General features: G+C 53.4%; 14 protein-coding genes. 4 read left to right on the forward strand and 10 right to left on the reverse strand.

Annotated elements, in window-relative coordinates; all coding sequences use genetic code 11:
* Positions 1–6 precede the first annotated feature (6 nt).
* A complete protein-coding gene (locus MK110_02600; protein MCH2210163.1) occupies positions 7–474 on the reverse strand; it encodes a hypothetical protein in 468 nt (155 codons plus the stop codon).
* A 385-nt stretch (positions 475–859) separates the two neighbouring features.
* Here MK110_02600 and MK110_02605 point away from each other — a divergent pair, with 385 nt between their 5' ends.
* The 3 genes from MK110_02605 to thpR are packed head-to-tail and all read left to right on the forward strand — an operon-like array spanning position 860 to position 3199.
* Positions 860–2146, forward strand: a complete 1287-nt coding sequence (locus MK110_02605) for a thymidine phosphorylase (GenBank protein MCH2210164.1) — start codon at positions 860–862, stop codon at positions 2144–2146.
* Positions 2143–2562: a cytidine deaminase gene (gene cdd, locus MK110_02610; protein MCH2210165.1), complete on the forward strand. Its 420-nt coding sequence runs from the start codon at positions 2143–2145 to the stop codon at positions 2560–2562. Before MK110_02605 ends, cdd begins: the two co-directional genes overlap by 4 nt.
* Before the next feature lie 58 nt (positions 2563–2620).
* A complete protein-coding gene (thpR, locus tag MK110_02615; GenBank protein MCH2210166.1) occupies positions 2621–3199 on the forward strand; it encodes an RNA 2',3'-cyclic phosphodiesterase in 579 nt (192 codons plus the stop codon).
* A 205-nt stretch (positions 3200–3404) separates the two neighbouring features.
* Here the strand turns inward: thpR and MK110_02620 are convergent, their stop codons facing one another.
* From MK110_02620 to ftsH, 4 genes are all read right to left on the reverse strand, one after another.
* Entirely contained in the window at positions 3405–6584 is a 3180-nt protein-coding gene (locus tag MK110_02620) for an efflux RND transporter permease subunit (protein ID MCH2210167.1), read from the reverse strand.
* A gap of 119 nt (positions 6585–6703) precedes the next feature.
* Positions 6704–8227 carry an efflux RND transporter periplasmic adaptor subunit gene (locus tag MK110_02625; GenBank protein ID MCH2210168.1) on the reverse strand — a complete coding sequence of 508 codons (1524 nt, stop codon included), beginning with the start codon at positions 8225–8227 and terminating at the stop codon, positions 6704–6706.
* Positions 8228–8373: 146 nt separating this feature from the next.
* Complete coding sequence (locus tag MK110_02630) at positions 8374–9138, reverse strand: HisA/HisF-related TIM barrel protein (GenBank protein MCH2210169.1); 765 nt, start codon at positions 9136–9138, stop codon at positions 8374–8376.
* Positions 9139–9143: 5 nt separating this feature from the next.
* The gene (gene ftsH / locus MK110_02635) at positions 9144–11156 is read right to left on the reverse strand and encodes an ATP-dependent zinc metalloprotease FtsH (protein ID MCH2210170.1); all 2013 of its coding nucleotides are present in this window, start codon (positions 11154–11156) and stop codon (positions 9144–9146) included.
* A 338-nt stretch (positions 11157–11494) separates the two neighbouring features.
* Here ftsH and panB point away from each other — a divergent pair, with 338 nt between their 5' ends.
* Positions 11495–12301, forward strand: coding sequence for a 3-methyl-2-oxobutanoate hydroxymethyltransferase (gene panB / locus MK110_02640; GenBank protein ID MCH2210171.1), 807 nt, complete (start codon positions 11495–11497; stop codon positions 12299–12301).
* Between the two features lie 54 nt (positions 12302–12355).
* Here the strand turns inward: panB and MK110_02645 are convergent, their stop codons facing one another.
* The 5 genes from MK110_02645 to folD all read right to left on the reverse strand — a co-directional run bounded on the left by MK110_02645 (position 12356) and on the right by folD (position 18514).
* The gene (locus tag MK110_02645) at positions 12356–13402 is read right to left on the reverse strand and encodes a hypothetical protein (GenBank protein MCH2210172.1); all 1047 of its coding nucleotides are present in this window, start codon (positions 13400–13402) and stop codon (positions 12356–12358) included.
* Positions 13399–14061, reverse strand: a complete 663-nt coding sequence (locus MK110_02650; protein ID MCH2210173.1) for a hypothetical protein — start codon at positions 14059–14061, stop codon at positions 13399–13401. The genes MK110_02645 and MK110_02650 overlap by 4 nt, the downstream gene beginning before the upstream one ends.
* Positions 14062–14263: 202 nt before the next feature.
* Positions 14264–15712, reverse strand: a complete 1449-nt coding sequence (locus tag MK110_02655) for an aldehyde dehydrogenase family protein (protein MCH2210174.1) — start codon at positions 15710–15712, stop codon at positions 14264–14266.
* Between the two features lie 122 nt (positions 15713–15834).
* Positions 15835–16926 (reverse strand): hypothetical protein, encoded by a 1092-nt coding sequence (locus MK110_02660; GenBank protein ID MCH2210175.1) that lies wholly within the window; start codon positions 16924–16926, stop codon positions 15835–15837.
* A gap of 730 nt (positions 16927–17656) precedes the next feature.
* Entirely contained in the window at positions 17657–18514 is an 858-nt protein-coding gene (folD, locus tag MK110_02665; GenBank protein MCH2210176.1) for a bifunctional methylenetetrahydrofolate dehydrogenase/methenyltetrahydrofolate cyclohydrolase FolD, read from the reverse strand.
* Positions 18515–18779: the final 265 nt, after the last annotated feature.

Consider the following 18779-nt stretch of genomic DNA (forward strand, 5'->3'; position numbering starts at 1 on the left):
GCCATCTTACCGTTGTTGATGCATCATCCGAACACCGGTCCGGGTTGCATATGTTCTCCACATAAACAGCGTTTTCAAACTGGCGCGCGCAAACAAACAATGCGATCGAACGCCGCGCCAGCCGGGAAAATGTTCGTAGTCGATTCGGTCCACCACAGCTGTTTCAGAATCGGAGACACGTTCAAAACTGTGACGATGTATCCATGATTTCATCGGTCCGGCCACCTGAGTATCTACGAAACCTGTATCGCGGATCTCACTGTGAACTGCCTTCCAATAGATCGGAAACGGGCCTAACCACATCGTAAACTCAACGATGGAAGCGTTCGCGAGAGGCTGCTGCAGATGAATCCGGACCCGTGGGCCTGGTGGAACCAGACGCAGAAAAGCATCATGGTGGTAGTGAAATGCAGCGACCTCAGATACCGGCGCCGGAACAATAAACAGATGTTCAAAGGTTTCGGGTCGGTTCATAGCAGTCGGAATCTTGTTGGTGAATCCCATAGAGGCCGTGGCTGTGGAGTTTCACCATTCTGCGAGGACATTTGGAGCGACGATCGGGAGTGTGTCTGAGTGTAGCCCGAATTTGACGACGACACGCCTGCTGAGGTCAATCACGGGAACCGATCAGCGGATGTTTTTGTAAACTGCAAAAATTCGGTGTAAAATCAAACCAGGTTTTTCACGTGTATTGCTGATTGTCATGTCAGCGAACCCGGCTTTTCGCTAGTACGTGTTTCCTTCATGAGCCTGTGCCTCCGCAGACATATGGTCGATCGAAACGGCAGCAAACACCGGTCGGTATCGCAATCTGCTATAGTAGAAGTAAGATTTACCGGCCGGGTTTTCGGATGTAACTGTGCTGCCTGTTCAAATTATCGCTGAGAAACGAGACGGTTGTGAACTCAGCGATGATGTGATTGCTGCTTTTGTTCGCGGGTATTCAGAGGGTCAGATTCCTGACTATCAGATGGCCGCATTTTCCATGGCCGTGTTTCATAAAGGGATGACGTCGTCAGAGACGGCTGCGTTAACCGAGGCCATGCTGGCGTCCGGACAACGCCTGCAGTGGGCTAATGACGGGATCCCGCGTGTTGACAAGCATTCCACAGGAGGAATCGGAGATAAGGTGTCACTGCCGCTGGTGCCTCTGCTCGCGGCCTGCGGCGTCGAAGTTCCAATGGTGTCGGGACGTGGACTGGGACCAACAGGAGGAACTCTGGATAAACTTGAGTCGATTCCCGGGTTTCGAACGGATCTTTCGTCGGATGAAATCCGGACAATTGTGAAGCAGACCGGATGCGTGATTACAGGAGCCTCTGCTGAACTGGCTCCCGTCGATCGTCGGCTGTATGCACTTCGGGATGTGACTGCGACCGTGCCGTCAATTCCGCTGATTACGGCCAGTATCATGAGTAAGAAACTGGCCGAATCTCCGGATGCACTTGTCATGGATGTCAAGTTTGGTTCCGGTGCGTTCATGAAACAATACGACCAGGCGCTGAGTCTGGCGAGATCACTCGTGCAAACCGGTCAGCGCATGAATGTTGAGACCACGGCGCTGCTCACTGATATGAATCAACCTCTGGGCCGTTTGTGTGGCAACTCGGTCGAAGTTGAAGAATCGCTGGATGTTCTTCAGGGTCGTGGCCCGAAGGATGTTCGCGAACTTACTCTGGAACTGGCTGCGGAATTACTGGTCACGGCCGGCGTTTGCGGATGTAACCGGGATGCCAAACAGCTGACAATGCGGAAACTCGACGACGGATCGGCGATGGAACGATTTGAGATGCTGGTGTCAGCACAGGGTGGAGATCTGGGAATCAGGCGGCCGACCGCACCTGCTGCGGAAGTTACTTCTGAACAGTCCGGAACGGTGTCTGCGATTAACGGGCAGTCTCTCGGCTGGTCCATCATTGCGATGGGTGGCGGAAGACAACAACTGTCCGATCAGATCGATCACTCAGTCGGGATCGAAATGCTGGTAAGAGTCGGCGATACCGTCACTTCGGGGCAGCCACTGATACGGATGTTCACACGAAATCCGGACCGGTTTCGAGCTGATCTGCGTCGAAGCATTACCCTCTCAGATTGCGCCGGTCCGCTGGAACTGATTGCCGATCGGATTACGGGAGACGCAACATGAATAAAAATCTACCGTTGCCGGACGACTGGAAACGACTTGTCAAAGCGGCACGTGAGGTTCGCTGTCGTGCGTATGCTCCTTACTCTTCATATACTGTTGGAGCAGCTCTGCGAACAGCGGATGGTCGGGTATTTACTGGATGTAACGTAGAGAACGCATCATATGGCCTGACGATTTGCGCTGAGCGTGTTGCGATGTGCAGCGCGGTGGCCGCCGGCGCATCGCAGCCACTTGTCATCTGCGTTACCGTTACCGGTCCGCCGGCTCTGTGCGGCAGCTGCCGGCAGTTTCTGAATGAGTTCAATCCGGATTTGTGTATATTGCTGGATGACAGTACTACCGACTGTCCTCCGGAGTACATGGTACTGAAAGATCTGCTGCCACACGCATTTTTTCTGAAGCCCGCTGGTCACTGAAGTCTGTTACCTGTCGTCTGACAGGGATCGGCTGCTGATCACGCTGAGGTCGGGTTTTGTGGGTATTCGCACCTTCATTGCATTCAGTGTCGATCCAGATCTGCAGCTGCGGCGAGTGATCGATGAGCTGAGCCAGATCGGACCATCGGTCCGAATTTCCGGTTCATCCACACTGCATCTGACACTGAGGTTTCTGGGAGAGACCGCGGAAGAGTCAGTTTCAGAACTGATCCGGATCCTCAATGAAGTTGCTGCGGAATTCACTGCTGTTGATGCAGCAATGTCAGGGCTTGGTGTATTTCCCGACATGAAAAAACCGTCGGTGGTGTGGGTGGGTGTGAAGGAACTCCGAACACTGGTCACTCTGCAGACAGATCTTGAATCACGGCTGATCATGGCCGGCTGGAGTCCGGACAAACGTGTTTACCGTCCACACATTACAGTTGCCCGGGGCAACTTACGTCGCCGGCGCACACCCGATTTGCTGTTCGAACTGCTTGACCGACACACCACCACTGACTTTGGAACGGTTCACCTTGACCGGATCGTACTGTATCAGTCGGAGCTGAGTTCCGGCGGTGCGAGTTATACTTCACTGTATCAGTCCGTCCTTCACGGACCGGGCGTGAGAGAATGATCATCGAAGTGGAAAGGTCGGTATCACGGTTGACGCAACGGCCCTGAATCGGGATCTGGAAATGTCCGTGTTATACGTTTGTCCGCTGATCAATATTTGTGGTCGGGATCGGTTTTCTTTCCGTATCGAAAGGGTACGCATGTTACGGGATCGTGAACACACTCCGAAGGTGATGATCGGCTTGTCAATCGCATCAGTTTCGGAGTCAGGCCGGTTTCCTGTCTGATTCAGTCAACACCACTTCGACGTGAGAATCACGGACCACTCGTTCGGCAGCTCGAATACCGAACAGCCAGAACAGGGCAGGGTGTACAAAGAAATCCAGCAGAGTCGAACTGATGAGTCCGCCGAGGATCACTGTCGCGACCGGATACAGGATTTCTTTTCCTGGCTCGCCGGCTGCCAGAACCAGCGGTACAAGTCCGATTCCGGAGGTGAGTGCTGTCATCAGAACAGGAGAGAGCCGTTCCAGGCCGGCACGCACGATCATGTCTTTTGTCCAGCTCTCTCCTTCGTATTTCACCAGATGCAGATAATGGTTGAGCAGCAGAATGCCGTTGCGTGAAGCGATTCCTGCCAGCGAAATGAATCCAACGGTTGCGGCGATCGTCAGTGTTTGACCGGTGATCACCAGCGCCGCAACGGATCCGATAAACGCCATGGGAAGTGCGGCCATGACCTGTAGAGAGAGGTTGATCGATCGGAACATGCTGAACAGGACCAGAAACACACCGAGCATCGACACCGCGAATAAACCACCAATGATTCGGTTGGCCTGCTGCTGAGTTTCGAACTGCCCGCTGTATTCAACAAAGTAACCAGCAGGCAATGAGGCAATGACAGGCTTCATCCGCTCCTGAATTTCTTCAACGACATCCACCACACCTCGCCCCGACACATTTGCCTGTAGAATGATTCGTCGCCGGACATTCTCACGGTTGACGGTATTCGGTCCTCCGGATTCATAGATTTCAGCCACTGCCTCCAGTGGAATCCGTGCACCATCCGGTGTATCAATCGATAAGCGGCGGAGGGCGAGGAGGTCTTCCCGATAATCTTCTTTCAAACGGATCAGCAGGTCGAATGAACGCTGACCAACCAGCACGTCCGAGACGACCTGTCCGTTCATCGATGTCTCAATAAATTCATTGACGTCTGCTGGTGTGAGTCCGTAAAGCAGAAGTTTGTCGCGATCGAGGCGGATTTGAAGTTGAGGAATGATTACCTGCGGTTCCACCAGCGGATCCGTGACGCCGTTGATGCTCTGCATCACAGTATGGATTTGCTGAGCTCTGCGACGCAGTTCGTCCAGATCGTCTCCGTACAACTTGATCCCGATTTGCGCTTTGACTCCGGAAATCATGTGCGAAATCAAATGAGCGATTGGCTGCTCCACGGCCGTTACAATTCCGGGAATCTCTGCCACCGTTTCCCGGATTTCCGCCAGTTGTTGCTCTCGTGTCCGTGGGGATCGGGGATCCAGCTCCAGGATATATTCACTCATGTGAACACCTTCCGCATGCTCGTCCAGCTCCGCGCGGCCGGTACGGCGAACGAACCTGATCACGTCCTGGACCTTCTTGATCCGGTTTTCAACCCGTCGATTGATTGCATCCGACTGGACAAGTGATGTACCAGGTGGCAAAACGACATTCAGCTGCATCGAACCTTCGTTGAACGGTGGCAGGGGATCACGTTCCAGATTCACGACAAAGAGTGCAGCAAGTCCGGCGGCTGCTGCGGTCATCAGGAGGTTCAGTTGCGGAAAACGCAGGCTAAATCGGATGACTCTGTCGCCGACCCATTTGAGGCCGCGCAGGACAACGCCGTCTTTCTGGTGCTCTGTCAGCTTCGAGTTGCCCAGCAGCCAGTAGCACAGGACCGGGGTCACAGTCAGCGATACCACCAGCGATGACAAAATCGAAACGATGTATGCGATTCCAAGCGGTGCAAAAAGTCGTCCAACCATACCGGTGAGTGCGAACAGCGGAACAAACACAAGGATTACAATCATCGTGCCGAACACGATCGAATTACGGACTTCCACACTGGCCCGAAACACAACCAGCAGCGGGTGTTCAGGGCTGGCACGCCGGCGGTTTGTTTTGAGCCTGCGGAAGATGTTCTCGACGTCAACAATCGCATCGTCCACCAGTTCACCGATGGCGACAGCCAGACCTCCCAGGGTCATGGTATTGATCGACAGATCGAAAAACGCGAAGACGATGGCCGTCATGAGTATGGACAGCGGAATGGCGGTCAGGGTGATGAACGTAGTGCGAAAATTCATTAGAAACAGGAACAGGATCACGACAACCAGAATTCCACCGTCTCGCAGGGCCTGTTTTACGTTGTCAATCGCACGATCAATGAAAGATTTCTGCATGTACATCGGCTCAATATGCATTCCTTTGGGAAGAGACGGCTGGAGGTCTCTCACGGCAGCAAGACATTCGTCTGTAACGGTTCGTGTATCCGAACCCGGTTGTTTGTTGACTGTCAAAACCACAGCAGGGCCACCCAGAAATTTTTCGCTGTCGTCACGCTGGTACGCCGCGCTGTCACCACGTTTTACCTGAGCCCCTTCAACAACCTGAGCAATCTGTCCCAACGCAACCGGTCGACCATCACGAATGGTGACCGCGACCTTTTGAATATCTTCCACCGACTGCACACGACCAAGTGCCCGAACCAGCAGTTCGTTCGGTCCCTGCTGGTCGAGGTACCCGCCGGTTGCGTTCCGGCTGCTTTCCTGGACGGCGTGTCTAACCTGATTCAGTGTCACCCCAAATTGCAGCATCGCGTCCGGATCGACAAGAACCTGAAATTGCTTCCGCTCCCCACCCATCGCAAAGACCTGGGAAACTCCCTGAATAGTGAGCAACCGCTGCCGGATGACCCAGTCGGCAAGCGTTCGCAGTTCCATTGCGTCTGTTTTTGTATTTTCACTCCATATACCCAGCATCAGGATCTGCCCCATGATCGATGAGACCGGTGCCAGCGTTGGTATCACTCCCTCGGGCATCCGGTCCTGGATCAGCTGGAGTCGCTCATTGACAATCTGGCGGTCGTCGTAAATATCAGTTCCCCAGTCGAATTCGACATAGACGACAGAGATTCCGACAGCGGATGAACTGCGAACGACCTGAACACCGCTGGCTCCGTTCATCGATGCTTCGATCGGGAACGTGACAAGCGTTTCAATCTCTTCCGGAGCCAATCCGTGTGCTTCTGTCATAATCACGACACGGGGCCGGTTCAAATCAGGAAACACATCGACCTGTGCGTGTATGCCCTGCCACGCTCCGTAACCGCTGATCATCAGTGCCAGGGCCATGATCAGCAGCCTTTGACGAAGCGCAAACCGAATAACGGCATTCAACATGAAATGGCTCTCCTGGCACGAATTTCAGTAAGCGGCTCCGTCACCGAACAGGGTTTGAGATGGTACCGCCACCGTTTCCCGGGTTTGTTCCATGTAGATGACGCACTGGTGGAATTGTCCTAATGGCTGTGTCCGGCATGAGGATCAGGATTACCAGGTGCCTTGTTCTTCAGTGCCATTTGCATCTGATGTGCGCCTTTCATTGCGACCAAATCACCGGGACGAAGCGTTGCGTCACCGGCGATGACAAATGAGTGCTGGTCGTGGTACTCCACGTGAACAGAGACGCGGTGGAAATCGTTTCCTTTTTTCTGAAAGACGAAGTATTCCGCCCCCTCCTGTGCGACCGCATCTACAGGTAACACAATTCGATCCGGCCATTCTTCCACCGGAACGTGTATCTGCAGACGCTGGCCGGCAAAATACATCCAGTCCACATAACGTCTTCCGCCTTGTTGTCTTTGGTGAAGAATATTATTCGGCAGCACAATGTAAAAATGCAAAGTGCGCCGTGCAGAGGAGATTTCGTTTGCCAGCCATGCAATTTGAAGCTCATCAATTCGACCGGAGGACTCGTCCTGTCGATTAAATACCGCGGAAACCTTCCACCCGCGCTGCAACGCCTGTCGTAATACATGGACGTCGGATTCGAATGCAACGCCTTCGATATACAGATGGCGGAGATCTGTCAGGACACAAAGTGTTTCCCCCGCACCAACCGACTGTCCTTTTTGAACGTTGAGCTTCTGCAGTATCAGCGGGGCGGGCACAGTGTTCTGTTCACCGGTGTTCTGTTCACCGGTCGCTGACTTGTGATGTTGTGCGTGATCGACTTCGAATGCTACCGGCCTCAGAGGTTGTTCGGTCAGTCGAATTTCGTCATCCGAATGGTCGTCTGATGACGGTGCGAACATGTGCAGGTCACCCAGCAGACGACGTGTTTTTGATATCTGTGAAACCTGTGAATCAGAAAGTCCATGCAGCCGCAATGACTCGCGCTGAGCCGTCAGCAGGGCTGTCAGTTTTTCTTTGGCGTATTTGCGTTCGAGCAGCAGTCGACCCGCCACAGCTCCGCTGTTCGGGATCTTCTGTAAACGAGCAATTTCGTTTTCTTCGATTTGCAGGTCACCCACTGTCTTTACGAAATTTGTCTGAGCTTTCACAAGATCTTCGTGGGTAAGCTGGATCCTGAAGAGCAGCGTTCCGGGCTGCACAGCTTCACCTTCGACGGCATGGATGTGAGTAATCGCTCCGGTCATCGGTGTTGCCACCTGCACTCGTGTTCGGCCTGGCTGTTCCACGACAACGGCGGGAACGGTGATGGATGTGCGAAACGACTGCAGACGGACGGGGAGAACTGTGTCTTTTGTCAGTCCCATGTTTTTGAGAGATTCCGCAGACAGCTTTGCGGACGTCGATTCAGTGTGGCCGGCATGTGTTTCATGATCATGTCCACCGGAATCCGTAACTGTGGGTTTGACGTGGCTATCAGATGCAGCATTGGCAGGGACTGCCCTGAATTTCGTGATGATTCTGCGGACTCCGCTGCGAGTTGAAGGGAACCATACACTGTGTGCCAACACACACACTGTAATCGCAGCTGTCAGCGATACCGGCCAGGCCCACCGGTTCGCATATTTCATGAATCGAATCAATAAGTGACGCACGGCGACATCGACAGAATGCAACAGAAATTGTGACACGGTGAACGCGAATTAACCGGCAACTGTAACAGTTTTCAGGAACGCGCCGGTCAATTTTACGTTTCAGCAGCGAGATCTGTGAGATTTCAGGAACCAGGCTGTGTCTGGACAGCTGACGCTCGACGCCACTCGTCCAGATTCTGCTCCGTGAGTGCTCCGGTATGCAGGGCGGAGGCGACAAGAACGCCGTCGATTCCGATTGTGTGGAGCTGAACTAAATCGTTGATACTGCGGACTCCGCCCCCGGTGATAATTTCATCGTTAGGACGCAGACCGCGTACCTGACGGCACAGTTCTGCGGTTGGAACCCCCTGTGACTTACCCACGCCCGCCAAGTCAAGCACGATCCATCGGCGGAATCCTGCTTCGGCCAGGTTCTCCAGAACTTTCAGCGGTTCCATTTGAACCCACGATTCGTCTCGGGTCAGTGGAACACCTGCCTTCAGATCAAGGCTGAGAATCAACGGTTCAGGTCCAAAGTGACGTATCAGTTTGCAGGCTGTATCCAAGTCCGGCAGCGATTCCAGCCCGACGATTACATTTCGGATTCCCAGATCCAGCAGGTCTTCTGCCTCTTCACAGGACTGAATACCTGCATCCACCATCAGGTTCAGGTTTAGTCGGGACAGCTCAGCCAGTGTACAGCGATTCGGTTGTTTGTTCAGAATTGCGTCCAGGTCTGCGATATAGGCGTTTTCTGACTTGCACACTTGATCGAGTTGCCGGAGGACAACACATGGATCTGTTGAATTTGTCAGACAGCTGCGGATCGGACGATACTCTTTCCTGCGACCTGCGACCGCCTGCACCGTAATACCATTCAGCAGGTCCAGGACCGGGATCATCTGCATCTTATTCACTCAGCCGCCTCGCGAGACACATCCGGCTCAACCACGTCGATCGGAAGGTCTTCATCAGTGTGAGCAGCTGGTGGAGTCGTGCCTGGCGCAATTTTAGGACCATCCTTATATTCGTCGATGATTTCGTGCATCTCGTCTGCAGTGATCGTTTCTTTCTCAAACAGTTCCAGACTGAGACGCCGGAGGATTTTTTCCTGGGATTTAAGAATCTCATACGCTCGTCGATAGGATTCGTCGACGATCCGTTTTACTTCCAGATCAATCTCTCGCAGCGTTTCTTCGCTGTGAATATTCTCCTGCATGATTGAGGGACCAACGGCTCCGATGAATGGCGATCTTTGAGACTCACTGTAGAACATACGTCCAAGTCGAGGACTCATGCCAAACTCGGTCACCATCCGGCGAGACATATCTGTTGCCCGCTGAAGATCGTTCTGAGCTCCGGTCGACGTTTCATCGTAGATGATCTGCTCAGCAGCAATTCCTCCCAGTAATACTGCGATGCGACCGTCAAGTTCCGACTGAGTCAGCAGCTCCCGTTCGTCCTCCGGAACCTGCAGCATATAGCCCAGAGCACCCATGCCACGCGGAATGATTGAAATCTTATGAACCGGATCCGTGTTGGGCAGGCTGGCGGCCACCAGCGCATGTCCGGACTCGTGACCGGCAACACGTCGTTTCACTTCTTCCAGCACGATGCGTGACGTCTTTTCCAGACCCGCCATGACACGTTCCACACCGTCTTCAAACGACTGCATGGTCACGCGGGTTTCACTGCGGCGGGCAGATAACAAAGCAGCCTCATTCACAAGGTTAGCCAGATCTGCTCCGACAAAACCGGGTGTTAGTCTGGCAATTTTCTGCAGGTTCACGTCGTCAGAAAGTTTTACTTTTTTGGCGTGCACATCCAGAATGTCTGCACGTCCCTTAATGTCGGGTCGATCCACAACGACGTGGCGGTCGAAACGACCAGGGCGACGCAGAGCCGGATCCAGTGTTTCAGGTCGGTTGGTTGCACCCATCACAATCACACTGTGGTCGGTACCGAAACCGTCCATCTCCACCAAAAGCGCATTGAGCGTTTGTTCGCGTTCGTCATGGCCGCCGGGTGCTCCACTGCCGCGAACTTTTCCCAGTGCATCCAGCTCGTCGATAAAAATAATTGAAGGTGAACGCTGGAGTGCCTGCTGAAACATGTCACGCACCCGGGCTGCACCTACGCCGACATACATTTCCACAAAGTCCGAACCGGAAAGGCTGAAGAAGGGAACACCTGCTTCTCCTGCAACCGCTTTGGCGAGCAGAGTCTTACCAGTCCCCGGAGGTCCCACCAGCAGAACTCCGCGTGGAATTCGTCCACCGAGTGACTGATATTTCTGAGGTGTTTTCAGGAACTCAACAATCTCCTTGAGCTCTTCGAGTGGTTCATTGATACCGGCAACGTCCTGGAATGTAATGCTGATGTCTTCCTGAGCGTAAAGCTTGCCTCGACTGCGGCCAAAGGACATTGCTGAACCGGCACCGCCCAGACGCCGAACCATAAAGATCATCAACCCTACGAACAGTCCAATCAGCAGCAATGTCGGCAGGATGTCATTCCACGGCGACGGAGCCGTTTTGTAAGAGGCCTTGATCCCGTTTTCCTGCAGAAGTTCTTCCAGCTTTGTGCCGGCATCGTCACCCTGTCCCCACAGGCCGACTCGATAATATTTTACGTCGGCTTTTCGATTGTTCTTCAGGTAATCAATCGACTTCGACTGCCAGGTCAGTTCCGTCGGGCCAATCTTCAGTTCGTGGACTTCTTCCGGTGTCAGGACACCGTCCTCAATCTTCCTGACGAATTCACTGTACTCGATCAGTTCCCCGGCCGGGGTGTGCATCGTGGAGAACACAACCATTCCGACAAGGGTGAAGACGAGGGCATACCACAGGAAATTGGTCTGAGAACCACGATCCTTTTGAGGTCCCTTTTTGGGCATCTGATCGGGTTGTTTGGAGCTGTCGGACATTCTTGTTGCCTGGTACGCAGAGTGGAGTCGTTAACCACAGTCCATTGATGACAGTTCACCCGGTGCCGGTGATTTGACGAATCCTCCAACTTTACGGCTCATTCCACGCACGGTCAACTTCTGTCCGGCACATCAACAGGTTCCTCTGCCGACCGAAACCTTTCTTTCCGGCGGAAACGGTGTAATCCACAGACTTCGCGTGTTACCAATTCTCAACTGACACAGCCGTGCAATACGGTGTTTGCACTGTAGACTCCACATAATCGCTGTAAAGCTGATCACCACTGAGGTGATTTTGGTAACTGAACGTTTCTGCTTCTGTCCGGGACACCGCCAGCGTGCCTTTCACCAAAAAACAACATGTCACAGTTCCCGATTTTCTTGCCGCAGTCGAAACGGACCACCGTATTTCCATGGTGACTGCTTATGACTATTTGTGGGCTGGTATCATGGATGAAGCCGGAGTCGACAGCATTCTGGTAGGCGATACCCTTGGTATGGTTGTTCAGGGACACTCTACCACGCTGCCAGTGACTCTGGATGAAATCATTTACCATGGGAAACTTGTGTGTCGGGCCGTTCGGCGAGCATTGGTCATTGTCGATATGCCCTTTATGTCCTATCAGGAATCACCTTTGCAGGCTGTCCGGAGTGCAGGGCGTATTATCAAGGAAACCGGCGCAGATGCTGTCAAACTGGAAGGAGGTCACATTCAGCAGTCGACGATCGAAGCGATTTGTCGAGCGGAAATTCCCGTAATGGCCCATGTCGGTATGAGGCCGCAGGCCATCCGTCGTCTGGGAGCCATGGGACGCATCCAGCGTGATGAACAGGCACTGCTGGACGATGCCCGGGCTGCTGAGGACGCCGGAGCTTTTGGACTTGTACTGGAACTCGTACCTGGTGACATTGCACGGAAAATTACTGATGCCATTTCTATTCCGACGATCGGAATTGGTGCCGGTCCAAACTGCAGCGGGCAGGTATTGGTTGGGCCGGATATGCTGGGTCTGACACCGGGTTTTAATCCCCGATTTCTGAAAAAATTTGCCGAACTCAGAGACGTTGCTCTAGACGCTGTTCGGAACTACGTCAGTGAAGTTGAACAGGGGACGTTTCCCGGACCTGAGCACACGCACCGTTGATGTTGTGAGGGGCAGTTGATGGGTCCTGTCACTCCGCGGAACGGAGTTCAGATGTCACTCCCTGCTTTTGCGAATCAACTGAAATGGTCCGGTCCTGATCTTCGGTGACCTGGATGCGCGCCAGCTAAGAACTTTGTCCGGGCGATCACTGTAAATCCCGTCGGCCCCGGCGTCCTGAACAAGCCAGTCCAGCAGCTGATCGACTGATTTCGCAGATTTTTTCAGCTGGTCTGTAGGTGCGGTCCGGACATGTACCTGCATTGCATGCGCATGAGAGAGACGAATCACGTCTGTGAAGACCGGCTCCGTGTTTTTTCCCTTGGTCATTCCGGAGATCACACCATCGACAGAGATCCCCAGTCCGTCTGCGACTCGAGCATACTCTCGAATCTTTTGTTCGGTTGGAGGGGTCCTGCAAAGCTGAATCAGCGGCAGGCGGCATTTGAGGTCAATTCGCAGTCGACGCAATTCTTTTTCGTCAAAACACTGCAGATAAATCAGATGATCCTCACCGGCCGAATCCGCTGCATTCAGAACTTTGAGTACGGAGCCGGCAACGTCAAACTGTTCAGCTCGATGGCGAGCAGGTTCTCTGAGTTCGATGCAGAGGCCGGTGGCAGTTCGTCGGGAATGGTCCAGACCACGAATGAGTTCCACGTGTTCCCGCAGGGTGGCAATCTGAAAACGGCCCTGTCCTGCAGGGAATCCTGAAGAACCTGCGTGATGAGACTGCTTCCGCACATTCAGCCGGCGAAGTTCCTCAAGCGTGAAGTCAAACACGTACCATCGACGGTCATCCCGCAGCCTGTCAGGAAACACGTCAGCTACATCAGTCACCGGATCAAGAGCGATATCACGGAGGACAACCGGCACGTTATCCTTCGACAGCACGCACTTCAGTTCGATGTAGTCTGCTTTCAGGGCATGAGCATATGCAGCGGCTTCCGTGGTGTGTTCCGGCAAGTATCCTGAAGCACCTCCACGAGCAATCACAACCGGCCAGGAGCCGGCAGACTCAGTCGATACGGCCTTTGTTGACTGTCCGTAAGCAGAATTCAGAATAATCAGATATACAGAGACCAGCAGGTTAACCCTGTTCATTTGTCGGCTAACTCCAACTGAACCCACAATGACGGGTCCCAGGCGACGGGGAATTCTTCTGTTACCGTGAGTGGCTGTTCACCCAGTTCGGTGTCGTGGACGAGACAATAGAATCCTAATTGTCGTAGTTCATCAATCTCACGATAACCGTAGAGCTGGCTTTCCGGAATCCAGACTTCCATTTCATAACCGTCTTTACGGGCATGCACTCGAAGCTGAATATGGCGGATCTGTATGTCAGATTTGACTTCCCGCTGTTGCGGAATTGACATGGGGACCACCGTCGGTTCTCCGTCGGCTGAGAGGTTGCAGGGAAAACAGGCCAGTCGATGACAGTAGCCGGTTGCCCGGTGTACGTTACCGGTTGGTCGCGTGTCGATCCACAGTTCCACACAGTCCGAGTCTGTCGGATGATTTGGTTCCCCTGCGAGCGGTCGGGTGCGTCCACAGACAATCACACGAATGCCCAGTCCCTTTGAATTCCAGCCAATATGAACTGTTGAAAAAGACGGGCTGCCGTCCATCATCGACACATTCGGGAGCTGTGCCGAATCGGTCAGTTTCAGCAGCCGCCCTGTTTTTTTCCGTGAGGGTGTCGGACATGCCGGCACTTTCATTCGATAATCAAACAGCAGACTTGACGGGATGATCCGGTTCACGATGAAGCGGCCTTCTGCAGCGGAGGTTCTGACTAAGTCCGGAATACAGGTTCTGAGGGTTTCCGATCAGTTCCTGAGGTACAAACATCACTACTCCCGGTGAGAATCAACACAAAACGAGCGGGCACCGCGAATGTCCTGCTGTCAGACAGAACAATCAGCAGGGGCCGTTCGCTGACCAGAGAGTCGCGCGGCGGTTGTCTCAGTGTGCAGGGGGCGGGCTGTTCTGAAATGCGCGACTTCGATAGAGGAAGTCAATGATGTTACCTTCGTGCGGCTGGAGCCAGTTGAGCTGGAGTGTTTTTACTTCCCCGATATTTAACCGATCCACATTTCTGGCATCGAGCAGTTCGTCCATGAACGATTCATCTTCTGTAATCGCGGAACAGACGAGAGTGTAACCGCACTTTTTCAAAAACTGCTCCTGAGGACATTCGACCACGGATGCGAACGGAAACATATATTCCGTGTTCGCCATTGGATCATCCGGATCACTTACATGCAGCAGGGTTGGTCGAAGAAAATCGCAGCGTTCACTGCACACCAGTCGATCACCATCACGGTACTGAGAAGTGACTTCCGTAACGGACGGGGACTCACAGCCCTCATCAATCTGGCTGTTCATGGCTGCAGCTGCACCCGGCAGTGTGAACGCTGCAAGCCCGGATTCGGGATCATTCATTGGTCTGGGGGCGATAGGGCCGAGTCGCTGTGCGAGTGCCTCAGCAATTTTGTCCGCATGCCGCGACACCCAGATGCCGGAGCAGCTGATACAGCTGCGACCGCTGTTCACATAAATGCTGTCGAACATTAAATCGAGATATTTTTCCCATTCGTCTACTTTGTCATCACCCAGTACGATTTTGGAGAAGCCAGGGCCGTGAGCCTGAACCCGGGGGTTTCCGTGATACTGTTCGATAGTCGCAGTACCGCCAAAAATGACCGATCGTTCGCAGGATTCAAGAACCGCACCACCAAGCTCTGCCCCTTTGTCCTGACCACCCGGATAAAGGCAAAAGGCCTCTCGAGGAACGCCGGCTTGTGCGAACGCTTCATACATTCGATAGGGTGTCCATGGTTCCGCCGGTCCGGGTTTCATTACGAGTCCGATCTGCAGTGGAATCACTGGTAACCAAAGTGTGTGTACACCGGGACTGTTGGACGGCAGTACCCAGCCCGAGGCGTTGCAGTTTGCCTGGTAGCTGACCATGACGCCGCGATCTTCTACACCGTATCCCTGCGTCAGAATGTCTAACGGCAGACCTCGAGTCAGGGCATCGAGGATTTGTCCCATGTTTTTAAGGACAAATGCGTTTTTCGTCATATTGAATCGACACATGTGCTCCGGCAGTCCGGTAGTTGCCGACTGCATAGTGCAGAACTCGTCCGGCGACTGAGTTCCGTTTCCCAGCGGGAGGTCTGCTTCAACATAGAATTCTGCAGCCGCTTCGCACATTCGGACCAAATCATTCACCGAAAACGAACGCAGTATTTCACGCGCCTGACGTGACTTCCGCATATCCATTTTGATGATGCCGCCGTTGGCTTCATGCACTTTGGCGAGGGTCTCACCGGTTTCAAAATGGACGACGTCCATTTGCTGCATGCTTTCATACGGCTTACCCCAGCGGATGACGGGAATTTCGATCATGTTCAGTTTTCTCTGGTATGTGGATTGTGCGACGGCGTGTTTCAGTGACCGATTGTCAGGTGACCCTGTTTGTGGCGATCTGGGAGGCCGGCGAAGACAGACGTTTCTTCCGGACTGTCGGCTCAGTACACGCCGACAGTCGTTGTTTTGGCAAATATGTGGTACGGCCGTACTCCGCTGACTCCATCCCACGGGTATTTTTCGTGCGGTTCTTCACGTTCACCTTCATCTCGCTCCAGAAAACCTGGAACAAACAGCTCTTTGGTCATGGTATACAGCTTCACACGGCCTGTCTGACCATAGTCGACCACTTTGGTGTGGTCGTCAAAATCAACCACCTCCACAACTGCCCGGGGCTGTGGAGCGTAATACGTGATCTTATAGTTGTCAGCCGGGTCAAACGGTTTTCCGCAGGCGAGTCCCATCAATGTGTTTCCGTATGTCGGAGTGATGTACACATTGGGGCCAAGCAGCTCTTCGCAGGCAAAGCGATACCACTGCGGAGTAAATTCTGTTCCGCCGCAGAAGATGCCTGTGATGCCCGCTTCTTCAATACTGCTGCCTTCATCCAGTAATCTCATTGCCAAAGCTTCCAGAAGCTTCGGTGTGGTGAACATACACTGGATGTCATTGTCTGCTCCCAGGACAGCCATTGCCTGATCAATTACGTGGCTGCTGTATTCCTGAGCTTCCGCAACCTTTCCCTTCTTCAGCAGCTTGACGACCCATCGCGGATCCAGGTCCACACAAAAGCAAATGCCGCCGCGATGCTGAGCAAGATGTTCAACGGAGAGTCTCAAACGCCGAGGGCCGGACGGACCAAGCATGAGCCAGTTGGCTCCGCGTGGAAAGGATTCGTCGGGAATGGTATCGCTAAAAATTTCGTAGTCCGTCCAGTGATCTTCCACGACCACTCGGGATTTGGGTATGCCGGTTGTTCCGCCGGTCTCAAACACATAGATAGGTTTGTCCTGAAGCGGCTGAGGTAACCAGCGACGCATTGGTCCGCCGCGCAGCCAGTCATCCTCGAACAGCGGAAATTTCCTGAGATCCTGGAAACTGTTCACATCTGTGAGCGGGTCAAAATCGAATTCTTGCTTCTTTTTCAGCCAGAACTCGCTGCCGGTATCTTCACCGAAATGCCATTGAACGGTTTCTCTTGTGTGCTGGTCAAGTGCTTCACGGTGACTGGCTGCCACAGTACTCAGGTCCACGGTGGCTCTTTCTGATGATCAATGGAGTGTGTTTAAAATACTCAGATCGATTCTGAGTAACTCTGTATCGTGCGATCAGCACCTCCTGCATGAGGTGCAGCTGTCGCACGACAACGACTGCTGTAGATTTCACAGCCACTCTGACATACTAGAATTGTCGAATCAATTTTCCAGCCAGCACAGCCGGCATCGCGCCAGGGAAGCGGATTCGAGTCTCCGGGGGGTGGATTTGTGACGCAAATTCAAATCACAGGATTCCCGGCAGGCGAAACGGCAGCAAACGGGCGTGCTGACAGGCAGGAACTGTTTAGTGTCAGTCCGATCTGATGCTGATCGCGGATGTGTCAGTTGATTCGGACGAATTGGGAAAAAACAGGTCCGCCGACTGTACCAAATCCAGCTTCACGCTTTGATCCTTGTCGGTGAAGGTGTTCGCTGTCCCGATGGGACCGAACCTGTGCTGCGGAGAAATTGGACGCTCCGACCGACAATATTCGTTAAAGCGGAACTGTTGACGCTCCGACCGGACTTCTTTTCAGCAGTAGATTCGGCACAGTTTGTTTGCAGGAATCCGTGCCGATGCGTCATCCGAATTAGTGATTTTACATCCAAAAGACCGCCCATACTCAGCCCGGTGGCTGTGCTGTTCAGCCTGACCGGTGTTCCGGTTCACTTATCTTGGTGGTAAATCAATGAAACTGGTGACAGATTCAACTGCTGCCGTATGGTGTCAGCGGGTCTGCTGGCGGGCTGCCGTCAGCGTATTTCGCAGCAGCATGGCGATGGTCATTGGCCCAACTCCACCAGGAACCGGAGTAATCGCTGATGCCGTTTTTGAGGCCGATTCAAACTGGACGTCGCCGACCAGAAGATCATTCACGCGGTTAATACCCACATCGATTACCACCGCCCCCGGCCTGATCATGTCGCTCGTGACGAATTCGGGAATGCCCACTGCAGCAATCAGAATATCTGCCTGACTGGTGACTGCGGCAATGTCTTTCGTACGGCTGTGACAGGTCGTGACAGTTGCGTCAGCACCGCGCTGAATCAGCAGTGCTCCCATCGGTTTCCCGACAATATCGCTCCGCCCGATGATCACGGCATGTGCCCCCGCGGTCTCGACACGTTCATATTCAAGCATTCTTATAATTCCGTGAGGTGTGCAGGGCAGGAATCTCGGCCGGCCCTGCAGCATCAGTCCCACATTCTCCGGATGGAATCCGTCTACATCTTTAGCAGGTAGTATGGCATCCAATACGGGGACAGCATCCAGGTGGTCGGGTAATGGCAGCTGAACCAGAATTCCGTGGACATCGGCATGCTCATTCAGTTGCTCTATAAGCTGCTGTAACTGCGACTGCGTCGTTTCCTGCGGCAACCGGTGGAGTGTGCTTTTCAGTCCGCATTTCCGGCAGGCCCGTTCTTTATTGCGTACATAAACCTGACTCGCAGGATCATCTCCCACGAGGACTGCTGCGAGTTGTGGGATGATTCCGGTCTGTCCGGAGAACTCAGCAGCATCAGCGGCAATCGCGGATCTTTCGACTGACGAGATTTGTTTTCCATCAATAATTCGTGCCGGCATGATCAGGGTCCACGATCATCGATTGATCAGTTTGAGAGTAATGAGAACGAAACCGGGATTGATGACAACCACGAGATTTACCGGAACAGGCCGGCCCGGTGTCTGAATTTTGGTCAGAAGAATGTGGCAGTTTGTTCCAAAACGCGGTAAAGATTGTACAGGCAAGGCATTTGGAGCCTTCAGGACCTTCTGCCTGGCAGGCACCTAGAGTCCAGGACGGTGTTCTCCTGATTTTCACGGTGGATTACAATTGCGGGAATCACCC

The organism is Fuerstiella sp., assembly GCA_022447225.1.
Lineage (GTDB): Bacteria > Planctomycetota > Planctomycetia > Planctomycetales > Planctomycetaceae > S139-18.

What these genes read in the sequence shown, in the direction of transcription:
- MK110_02655 (MCH2210174.1), bottom strand. Translation starts at nt 15,712, where the DNA reads ATGATCGAAATTCCCGTCATCCGCTGGGGTAAGCCGTATGAAAGCATG.
- MK110_02625 (MCH2210168.1), bottom strand. Translation starts at nt 8,227, where the DNA reads ATGAAATATGCGAACCGGTGGGCCTGGCCGGTATCGCTGACAGCTGCG.
- cdd (MCH2210165.1), top strand. Translation starts at nt 2,143, where the DNA reads ATGAATAAAAATCTACCGTTGCCGGACGACTGGAAACGACTTGTCAAA.
- MK110_02600 (MCH2210163.1), bottom strand. Translation starts at nt 474, where the DNA reads ATGAACCGACCCGAAACCTTTGAACATCTGTTTATTGTTCCGGCGCCG.
- MK110_02645 (MCH2210172.1), bottom strand. Translation starts at nt 13,402, where the DNA reads ATGAACAGGGTTAACCTGCTGGTCTCTGTATATCTGATTATTCTGAAT.
- folD (MCH2210176.1), bottom strand. Translation starts at nt 18,514, where the DNA reads ATGCCGGCACGAATTATTGATGGAAAACAAATCTCGTCAGTCGAAAGA.
- ftsH (MCH2210170.1), bottom strand. Translation starts at nt 11,156, where the DNA reads ATGTCCGACAGCTCCAAACAACCCGATCAGATGCCCAAAAAGGGACCT.
- MK110_02620 (MCH2210167.1), bottom strand. Translation starts at nt 6,584, where the DNA reads ATGTTGAATGCCGTTATTCGGTTTGCGCTTCGTCAAAGGCTGCTGATC.
- MK110_02630 (MCH2210169.1), bottom strand. Translation starts at nt 9,138, where the DNA reads ATGCAGATGATCCCGGTCCTGGACCTGCTGAATGGTATTACGGTGCAG.